This is a genomic window from Streptomyces sp. NPDC058221, from assembly GCF_042882365.1.
Taxonomy (GTDB): domain Bacteria; phylum Actinomycetota; class Actinomycetes; order Streptomycetales; family Streptomycetaceae; genus Streptomyces.
Genome location: NZ_JBHVWF010000207.1, coordinates 1 through 10643 on the forward strand (window position 1 = coordinate 1; position 10643 = coordinate 10643).

Annotated in this window: 5 protein-coding genes; all 5 read left to right on the top strand. The window is 72.6% G+C overall.

What is annotated here, in order from left to right; translation table 11 throughout:
- A partial coding sequence (locus tag ACFVW8_RS36145) for an amino acid adenylation domain-containing protein (protein ID WP_389697731.1) occupies nucleotides 1-7770 on the top strand: 7770 nt, incomplete at its 5' end.
- Nucleotides 7767-7973 (top strand): MbtH family protein, encoded by a 207-nt coding sequence (locus ACFVW8_RS36150; RefSeq protein WP_389697733.1) that lies wholly within the window; start codon nucleotides 7767-7769, stop codon nucleotides 7971-7973. The genes ACFVW8_RS36145 and ACFVW8_RS36150, both read left to right, overlap by 4 nt.
- Before the next feature lie 38 nt (nucleotides 7974-8011).
- Nucleotides 8012-9025 carry an ATP-binding cassette domain-containing protein gene (locus ACFVW8_RS36155; protein ID WP_389697735.1) on the top strand — a complete coding sequence of 338 codons (1014 nt, stop codon included), beginning with the start codon at nucleotides 8012-8014 and terminating at the stop codon, nucleotides 9023-9025.
- Entirely contained in the window at nucleotides 9022-9822 is an 801-nt protein-coding gene (locus ACFVW8_RS36160) for an ABC transporter permease (RefSeq protein WP_389697737.1), read from the top strand. The genes ACFVW8_RS36155 and ACFVW8_RS36160 overlap by 4 nt, the downstream gene beginning before the upstream one ends.
- 329 nt (nucleotides 9823-10151) lie before the next feature.
- Entirely contained in the window at nucleotides 10152-10628 is a 477-nt protein-coding gene (locus ACFVW8_RS36165) for a DUF6643 family protein (protein ID WP_389697739.1), read from the top strand.
- Nucleotides 10629-10643: the final 15 nt, after the last annotated feature.

Below are 10643 nucleotides of genomic sequence, written 5' to 3' on the forward strand. Positions count from 1 at the left end.
CTGCGTGAGCTGCCGGGGGTGGCGGCCGCGGCGGTCACCCCGACCGCCGCTGCCGGGGTCGAGCGCCTCGCCGCCTACCTGGTGCCCGCCGACGCGGCGACGGGCCTCGATCCCGGAGCCGTTCGGGACGCCCTGGCGGAGGTCCTTCCCGACCACATGGTGCCGTCCGCGTACGCGACGGTGGAACGGCTGCCGCTCACGCCGAACGGCAAGCTGGACATCGACCGCCTGCCGCCCGCGCATCCCGTGCCGGCCCGGGGCGGGGCAGCGCGCACGCCCGACGAGGAGCGGATGTGCGCCGCGTTCGCGCTGTGCCTCGGTCTGCCGGAGGTGGGCCGGGACGACAGCTTCTTCCTGCTCGGCGGCCACTCACTGATGGCGACCCGTCTGGTGGGACTGGTCCGGGGCGAGTTCGGCGTCGAGCTGCCGATCCGGTCCCTGTTCGAGTCGCCGACCCCGGCCGGACTCGTCGCGCTGCTGGACACCGCGCCGCCCGCCCGCCCGGCCGTGACCGCGGTGCTGCCCCGCCCGGAGCGGCTGCCGGCCTCGTTCGGGCAGCAGCGGCTGTGGGTGACGGAGGCGATGGGCGACGCCGGAACGGCGTACCACGTACCCCTCGCGCTGCGGCTGTCGGGCCCGTTGGACAGGGACGTCCTGGCCAGGTCCCTCGGTGATGTCATCGCCCGGCACGAAAGCCTGCGTACGGTCTTCGCGGAGGACGCGCAGGGTGTGCTGCAGCGCGTGCTGCCTGCCGCCACGGCCGGGTCGCCGATGGTGGTGCGGCAGGCCGGTGACTCACTCGACGTGCGACCCGACTCCACCCCCTTCGCGCTGGGCACGGAACTGCCGCTGCGCGCCCAGCTGTTCCCGGCCGGCGCGGACGAGCACGTCCTGGTCATCGTGCTCCACCACATCGCCGCCGACGGCTGGTCGATGGGCCCGCTGCTGCGGGACCTCTCCACTGCGTACGCGGCTCGCGCCTCGGGCCGGGCGCCCGAGTGGGAGCCGATGCCGGTGCAGTACGCCGACTACGCGCTGTGGCAGCGTGCGCTGCTCGGCGATCCCGGGCAGCCGGACAGTGTCGCGGGCCGGCAGCTCGCGCACTGGTCGGCAGCCCTGGACGGGCTTGCCGAGGAGAGCGGATTCCCTGCGGACCGCTCCCGCCCGGCCCGTTCGTCGGGTCGTGGCGGACGGGTACCGGTCATGGTCGGCCCGGCCGCGCACCGCGCGCTCGTCGAGCTGGCCGCCGACAGCGGGGCCAGCGGGTTCATGGTGCTGCACGCCGCGCTCGCGGCACTGATGACCAGGCTGGGTGCGGGGAACGACATCGCGGTCGGTACGCCGGTGGCGGGCCGCACCGACGAGAGTCTCGCCGAGCTGATCGGGTTCTTCGTCAACACCCTGGTACTGAGAACCGACACGTCGGGGGCGCCGACGTTCCGGGAACTCGTGGCGCGCGTCAGGCGGGCCGATCTCGCGGCCTACGCGCACCAGGACCTGCCCTTCGAGCGCGTCGTGGAAGCACTGGCACCGGAGCGCTCCGCGTCCCGCCACCCCCTCTTCCAGGTCATGTTCAGCCTCAACAACACTCCGCTGCCGCGCCCCGTGCTGCCCGGTCTCGCGGTCAGCCACGAGACCTCCGTGCGAGGCAGCGGCGCCAAGTTCGACCTCACCTGGGACCTGGCCGAACGGTACGACAACGCGGGCGCGCCCGCCGGGATCGAGGGAGAACTCGAGTTCAGCCAAGACCTCTTCGACCGGGCCACGGCCGAGCGGTTCGCCGGGCACTTCTCCCGGCTGCTCACCGCGTTGCTGGCCCACCCCGACCGGCCCGCCGACGAGGCCGGATTCCTGACGCCCGCTCAGCGTGCCTCCGCACTCGACGAGTTGCCGCGGCCGTCCCGGTCCCGGCCGGCCGGCGGTTCGCCCGGCACCGGCGCGCGCACCGGATCGGACTGGACGGTGCTGGACGTCCTCACCACACGTGCCGCCCTGCAGCCCGGCCGGACCGCTGTGGTCGCGCCCGACGGACGGCTCACCTTCGGGGAGCTGCTGGCCGGCACCGAACGGCTGGCGCGGCGCCTGTGCGTGGCGGGCGTCGAACGGGGCGACCGGGTGGCCGTGGCCCTGCCGCGCACCTCCGGGCACATAGTGGCGTTGCTGGCCGTGCTGCGGGCCGGGGCGGTGTACGTACCGCTGGACCTCTCCCAGCCGCTGACCCGCAACAGGTCGGTCCTCGACACGGTCGCGCCCCGGCTGCTGCTGACCGGCCCCGGAACGGACGACGCCCTGACCGGGGCGACGTCCTGCCTGCTCCTGGACGAGCAGACTCCGTGGGACGCGCACGACGAGGGCTCTCTGCCACCCCTGCCGCGCGCCGGGGACGTGGCCTATGTGCTGCACACCTCGGGGTCCACCGGCCGGCCCAAGGGGGTCACGGTGGAGCACGGCGCGCTTGCCAACCTGTACGCGGGACACCGCGAGCGGCTGATGGAGCCCGCGGAGGCGTTCAGTGACGGCCGCCCGCTGCGCGTCGCCCTGACAGCGGCCCTCACCTTCGACGCCTCCTGGGACCCGCTGCTCTGGATGATCGCCGGCCATGAGCTCCATCTGGTGGACGACATCGCCCGGCGTGATCCCGAGTCCCTCGCCGCCCTGGTCCACGACCGCGCGATCGATGTCATCGAGACCACCCCGTCCTTCCTGGAACAGCTGGCGGCCAACGGGCTGTTCGCCCCGGGCAGGCGCCGTCCGCAGGTGGTGGCACTCGGCGGCGAAGCCCTGGGCGAGCGGCTCTGGGAGGAACTGGCCGCGCTGCGGGACATCACCGTGTGGAATCTCTACGGGCCCACCGAGACCACGGTCGACAGCGTGATGGGGCGGGTCACCTTCGGCGCCTCGCCGCACCTGGGCAGTTCCGTCGCGGGCACGCGTGCCCGGGTCCTGGACGCGCGGCTGCAGCCGGCCGCTCCGGGCGCGACGGGCGAACTCTACATATCCGGCAAGGGACTTGCCCGCGGCTACGAGAACCTCCCGGCCGCCACGGCGTCCCGCTTCCTCCCCGACCCGTACGGGGTTCCCGGCGCCCGGATGTACCGCACGGGTGACCTCGTGCGGCGGCGGGATGGGCGGCTCGTCCACGTGGGGCGGGCCGACGGCCAGGTCAAGGTGCGGGGGTTCAGGGTCGAGACCGGCGAGATCGAGAGCGTGCTGCGCGGCCACCCCGATGTGGTGCAGTGCGCGGTCGCTGTCCGCCCCGGTGCGGACGGCGTCGGGCAGCTCGCCTGCTGGGTTGTACCCCGCACCGGCCGCGAGGTCCCGGCGCGTGAACTCCGCTCCTTCGCGGCGGAGCGGCTGCCCGCGTACATGGTGCCGGGCACCGTGTTCCCCCTCGCCTCGATGCCGCTGACCGCGCACGGCAAAGTGGACTTCCGGGCGCTTCCGCAGGGCGGGGCCGCCCCGTCCGGCCGTGGGGCGGATCCGTTGGCGGCACAACCGCCGCGGTCACCGCGGGAGGAGATCCTCTGCGCACTGTTCGCCGAGTGCCTGGGGCACGAACACGTCGGCAGGGGCGAGGACTTCTTCGACCTGGGCGGGCACTCGCTGCTGGCCACGCGTCTCGTCGGCCGCATCCGCGCCGCCTTCGGTGTGGAACTCCCGGTGCGCACCCTCTTCGAGTCCACCACCCCTGCGGCCCTCGCCGACCGTCTGGACGAGGCGGGCGGCGCACGGCCGCCGTTGCGTCCGGCAGCACGGCCCGCCCGCCCAGCACTGTCCGCCGCCCAGCAACGACTCTGGTTCCTGCACGAGTTGGAGCCGGATGGCGCCTCGTACCACATCGCCTTCGCGGTGGAGCTGGAAGGCGCCGTGGACTGCACGGCCCTGCGTCAGGCGGTCACGGACCTGGTCGCGAGGCACGAGAGCCTGCGGACCGTGGTCGGGGTGAGCGACGGCGAGCCGTTCCAGGCCGTGCTCCCGCCCTCCGACGCCCGCCCCGCCATGCCGGTCACTCCGGTGACGGAAGCGGACCTGCCGGACGCACTGCGGGATGCGGCGGGGCGGACATTCGACCTGGCGCACGGGATCCCGCTGCGCGCCGAACTCTTCCGCACCTCGGAAGAACGGCACACGCTGCTCGTCGTCGTGCATCACATCGCGGCCGACGGATGGTCGATGGGGCCACTGGCACGGGACCTGGCCCGGGCCTACGCGGCGCGGACGGCCGGGCAGTCGCCGGACTGGACCCCGCTGCCGGTGCAGTACACGGACTACGCCCTCTGGCAGCGCGAGCTGCTGGGCACCTCCGACGCACCCGACTCCCTGCTGTCCACCCAACTGGCCTACTGGAGGGCCGAGATGGCGGGCGCACCGGAGGAGACACCCCTGCCCACCGACCGTGCTCGGCCCGCCGTGCCGAGCGGCCGGGGCGGTTCGGTCGCCTTCCGTGTCCCGCCCGCGACGACGGCGGCCCTCGGCCGGCTCGCCAGGAAGTCCGCCACCAGCACCTTCATGGTGCTGCACGCCGCACTGGCCGCGGTGCTGCACCGGGTCGGTTCGGGTGAGGACGTCGTCATCGGAACGCCGGTGGCGGGACGGACCGACGAGGCGCTTGAGCCACTGGTCGGCTTCTTCGTGAACACCCTGGCGCTGCGCGCCGATGTGAGCGGCGACCCGGCCTTCCGGGAACTGCTGGCACGGGTGCGGGACACCGATCTTGCCGCCTACGCCCACCAGGACCTCCCGTTCGAACGCCTCGTGGAGGAGGTCCGGCCGGCCCGTTCGCTCAGCCGCCACCCGCTCTTCCAGGTCATGCTCACCCTGAACAACACGCCGGCGCCCCGGCCGGAGCTGCCCGGTCTGCGGACGAGGATCCATGAGGTCGACACCGCGGCGGCCAAGTTCGACCTGTCGTTCGGCTTCACCGAACGGCCGGGCACCGGCGAGGACGGTGCGTTCCTCGACGGCACGCTCGAATTCGGCCGGGATCTCTTCGACAGCGCCACCGCCCGTCGCATCACCGAGTGGTTCCTCACCCTGACCGCCCACGCTGTCGACGCGCCGGACACGCCGGTGGGCGACCTGGCGTTGTCCACTCCGGCCGAGCGCTCCCGCCTCCTCGCGCTCGGGGACGGCGGCGTGCCCGGCAGCGAGGGAGCCACCGTCCTGGACCGGTTCGCCGAGAGCGTCGCCGCGCACCGCGGCGCCGTCGCGGTGGCCGCCCCGGACGGCGAGGCCACATTCGCGCAACTCGAGGCCCGCTCCGACCGCGTCGCCGCACTGCTGTACGCCGAGGGTGTCCGGGCGGGTGCGTGTGTGGCCGTGCTGCTTCCCCGGTCCGTCGACTCCGTCGCCGCGCTGCTCGGTGTGCTGAAGGCGGGTGCGGTCTACGCCCCGCTCGACGCGAGCCTGCCGGCCGGGCGCATCGGGGCGGTACTGGACGACGCCTGGCCGGCCCTGGTCGTCACCGCCGAATCCACCGCCGAGCGGGTGCCCGGCCCGTGGCGCCGGCTGGTGCTCGACGCCGGCGACGGTCCCGGGCCACAGGAGGTGCCCCGCACTCCCCCGCCGTCGGCCCGTCCGGCACCGGGCGACGCCGCGTATCTGCTCCACACCTCCGGCTCCACCGGCCGCCCCAAGGGCGTGCGCGTGGGACACGGCTCGCTGGCCCGTCTGCTGGACCACCACCGCCACCAGGTGTTCGCCCCCGCCGTACGGGCGCGCGGCGGCCGGCGGCTGCGGATCGCGCTGACCGCGGCACTGTCCTTCGACGCGTCCTTCGACCCGGTGCTCTGGATGGTCGACGGTCATGAGCTCCACCTCCTGGACGACGACACCCGGCGCGACTCCGAGGCGCTGGTGGACGTGGTGGCCCGCCGCGGACTCGATGTGCTGGAGTCGACCCCCACCCATGCCGGCCAGCTGCTGGAGGCCGGGCTGCTCGCCCCGGGAGCAGTTCATCGTCCGACCGTCCTGATCCTGGGCGGCGAAGCGGTGCCGGCCGCTCTGTGGACGACACTGTGCGGGATTCCCGACGTCCAGAGCTGGAACTTCTACGGGCCGACGGAAGCCACCGTCGACACCCTGGTGGCCAGGATCGCGGACACCGCACGCCCGGTACTCGGCGGACCCGTGACCGGCACCCGGGTCGCTCTGCTCGACGGGAGGCTGCATCCGGTGCCGCTGGGTGTGACGGGGGACCTGTACCTCTCGGGCGACAGCCTCGCCCACGGCTACCACAACCGGCCGGCCGAGACCTCGCGCAGCTTCGTGCCCGATCCGCACGGTCCTGCGGGCGCCAGGATGTACCGCACGGGCGACCGGGCGCTGCGCACGCCGGACGGCTCCCTGCTCTTCGCGGGCCGTACCGATGCCCAGATCAAGGTGCGCGGCTTCCGGGTCGAGCCGGACGAGGTCGCTGCCGTGCTGACCGCCCATCCCGATGTCGTACGGGCCGCGGTCGTCGCGCACGAGGACGGTGCGGCGGGCACACAGCTGTCCGCCTACGTGGTCTGGTCCGGAGCGGGCGACGACGGTCCCGTCGCGGATGCCGGGCGCCTCGCGGCTCTACGGCAGTACGCGCTGCGGCAGTTGCCCGGCTACATGGTCCCCACCGGCTGGCAGCCACTGGAGCGTCTGCCGGTCACCCCGAACGGGAAGCTGGACCGCGGGGCCCTGTCCCGACCGGCGCCCCTCGCCGCGGTGGACACCGGTGGCCGCAGTCCACGCAATCCGCGGGAGGACGTGCTGTGCACCCTGTTCGCGGAGGTGCTCGGCGCCGAACGTGTCCTGATCGACGACGACTTCTTCGCGCTGGGCGGCCACTCACTGCTCGCCACCCGGCTGATCGGCCGTATCCGGTCGGCCCTCGGCGTCGAGCTCAGCATCCGCAGCCTGTTCGAGGCGCCCACGGTCGCCGGGCTCGCCGAACGGCTCCTCGACGGGGCGCGGGACAACCCGCTGGCCACGCTGCTTCCGCTGCGGGCCACCGGCGCGCGCCCCCCGCTCTTCTGCGTCCACCCGGCAGGCGGACTCGCCTGGTCCTACGGCGGCCTGCTGCCCCATCTCGATCCCGGTCAGCCGGTGTACGGGCTGCAGACGCCCAACCTGGACGGCAGCGAGCCGTTCCCCGACAGCATCGAGTCGATGGCCGCCGTCTACGTCCGCGAGCTCCGCGCCGTCCAGCCGAGCGGGCCGTACCACCTCATGGGGTGGTCCTTCGGCGGCAACGTGGTGCAGGAGGTCGCGGTCCAGCTCCAGGAGGCCGGCGAGCGGGTGGCGCTGCTCGGCATTCTGGACGCCTTTCCGCTCGCCCCGCTGGACGACCTCGACAACGCGGACCGGGACACCGTGTTCCGGGCGCTGCTGGCCAACATGGGTGTCGGCGACGAGGCGCTGGGCGGGGACGGCGCGGTCGAGGCGAGTGCGGTCCGTGACGCGTTCCGCCGCAGCGGCAGTCCGCTCGGCTCGCTGGAGCCCGCCACCATCGACGCGATGGTGGACAACTTCGCGGGCCAGGCCCGGCTCATGCGGAAGTACACACCGCGCCGGTTCGAGGGCCCGGCCCTCTTCTTCACCGCCACCGAGGGCCGCTCCGACGACACCTTCGGACGCGAGCTCTGGAATCCGTACATCTCCGGCCCGGTCGAGAACCACGACGTCGCGTGCGCGCACGCCCAGATGATGCAGCCCGCCGCACGCGCGCAGATCGGCACCACCCTGGCCGCCGCACTGAGCGACAGCCACCCCACCTCACAGGGAGAGACGCGATGACCAACCCCTTCGACGACCCGCAGACCCAGCACCGTGTGCTGGTCAATGACGAGGAACAGCACGCCCTGTGGCCCTCGTTCGCCGAGATCCCGGCAGGCTGGCAGGCCGTGTACGGGCCCGCCGACCACACCGCATGCCTGGACTACGTCGAGGTGCACTGGACGGATCTGACCCCCAGAAGTGCTCGTATCTCCGTGGCGTGACCGGCTCCTCCACTCCGACCGCACGAGGAAAGGCAACGATGACGGAGCGGCGCAACCAGCCGGCGATACGTGCCGAGGGGCTCACCAAGAGGTTCGGGGACAGACAGGCCCTGGCCGGGGTGGACCTGGAGGCGGCGCCGGGCACCGTGCTGGGTGTGCTCGGGCCCAACGGCGCGGGGAAGACGACGGCGGTACGCGTCCTGTCCACCCTGCTCCGGCCGGACAGCGGCGATGCCTGGGTGGCGGGGCACGATGTGCGCAGGGATCCCGAGAGCGTCCGGAAGAATCTGGGCCTCTCCGGCCAGTACGCGGCGGTGGACGACAAGCTGACGGGGCGCGAGAACCTCTGTCTCGTCGCCCGGCTCTACGGAATGGGGCGGCATGCCGCCCGGCGCAGAGCCGGACAGCTCCTGGAGAGCTTCGATCTCCAGGGCGCTGCCGACCGGCCGAGCGGCAGCTATTCGGGCGGTATGCGCCGACGGCTGGACCTGGCCGGCGCCCTCGTCGCGCGTCCGTCCGTCGTCGTCCTCGACGAGCCGACGACCGGGCTGGATCCGCGGGGCCGGGCCGACACCTGGCGCTCCATCCAGGACCTCGTCGCGGGCGGCACCACGGTGCTGCTGACCACCCAGTACCTGGAGGAGGCCGATCAGCTCGCGGACACCATCGTCGTCATCGAGCACGGCCGGGTGATCGCCCGCGGCTCCGCGCTCGAACTGAAGGCTCTGGTGGGCGGCGAGCGGCTGTCGCTGAACGTGCCCGATCCGCACCTGCGGACCACCGCCGCGCAGATCCTGGACGCGCTGGGCCGGCACACACCGGTGCTGGACCAGCGGACGGGGCGGCTCACGGTCGCCACGGACTTCGGTGCCCACACCCTGGAGGACGCGCTCGGCCGGCTGCGGCTGTCCGAGATCCCGGTGAGCGACGTGGAGCTCGCCCCACCGACCCTCGACGACGTGTTCATGGCCCTGACGGGACACTCGGATCCGACACGCGGACCGGCCGATGAGCCGGTCGGCGCGGCCGTGGGCGGGGAGGGATCGCGATGACCGCGCTCAAACGGCTGTGGCGCGATGCCACCATCATCGCCGGGCGCAATCTGCTCAACCTGCGGCGGACGCCGGGGTCCGTGATCGCCGCCCTGGTGCAGCCGGTGATGTTCGTACTGCTCCTGGCGTACGTCTTCGGCGGCAGCCTCGGCGGAGCCGGTTACCGCACCTTCCTGATGGGCGGGATCTTCGCCCAGTCGGTCACCTTCAACGCGGCCTTCACCGCCCTGGGACTCGCCAACGACATGGACAAGGGCATGGTGGACCGGTTCCGCGCCCTTCCCATGCCCCGGCTCGCGGTGCTGCTCGGCCGCACCATCTCGGATCTGGCCATGAGCGCGGTCACCGTGTCCGTGACGTCGCTGTGCGGTCTCCTGGTGGGGTGGCGCATTGCCGCGTCAACGGCCGACGCGGTCCTCGCCTATCTGCTCGTCCTGCTCTTCGCGTTCGCCATGTCCTGGGTCGGGGCAACCATCGGACTGATGGCCCGGAGCGTGGAGGTCGCCCAGAGCGCCGGCCTGATCTGGCTCTTCCCCGTGACCTTCGTGTCGTCGGCCTTCGTCTCCACCCACACCATGCCGGGCCCCCTTCGCACCGTCGCCGAGTGGAATCCGGTCTCGGCCACGGCGACCGCGGTGCGGAAACTCTTCGGCAATCCGCCGCCCGCGGGCATGCCGATGAGCGAGGCGTGGCCCGTGGTCCACGCGCTGCCGTACGCGCTGCTCTGCGCAGGCGTCGTCATCGCCGTCTTCATGGCGCTCGCCCTCTCGCGCTTCCGCCGGATCACACTCGGCTGACCTGCCGTCGTTACCGAGGACAGGGAAGAGAGCCTGAGCTTCTGCCGGTATTTCCCGTGCTTGGACGTGCGCATGACGAACGGATTCACACCGGGGACTCAAGGAGACCCGAGGGCACCCACAAAATGGTGGCGATCTCCTCTCAGTGCGTCGCGCTTTGTATCCCGTCGGCCACTTCTCGTCAGCAACTGCCTGACCAAGGAAAGGTCCTTTGCCGACCGCGGCTTTAGCGGCGTATTGACAGGTCAGGACGTCAGAATCAGCGTAAAACGGATAACCCCAAGATTGGGGCTCCCCAATTGGCACATCGTGGGCTTAACTTAGGTGCCATGACCTCCCCCCGCTCCACCTACGGCGGCGGCTACTACGCCGCACCGTCGTTCCCCGACACTCCGATCTACGACTCGCTGGTCGCGGAGCGGGGCACCCCTCAGATCGCACCGATCCGAGTGCCCGCCGCCTACGACACCGGCAACAGCTATCTGCCGGCGCTCCCGTCGGCCCTGCCGGCTCTCCCGGCGGCGCCTTCGCAGCCGGGGCCGACGTACGGCTACCCGCAACAGGCGGCCCAGCAGGGGTACGCGCCGATGCAGCCGGCGCATCTGCAGCACGCCCCGGCGCCGTACATTCCGCAGCAGCCCTCCGCGGGCCGCGGCGGATACCAGGCGCCGCCGCAACAGCAGCAGCGTCCCGCACCGGGTACCGGTTACGAGTCGATGCGTCCGGCGTCACCCCGGCCGGCTCCCGCGCAGCAGTCCCCGTACGAGGACCCGTACAACCGCCCGTACCAGGGCCGGGGGTACTAGGGGAACTGCGCACAG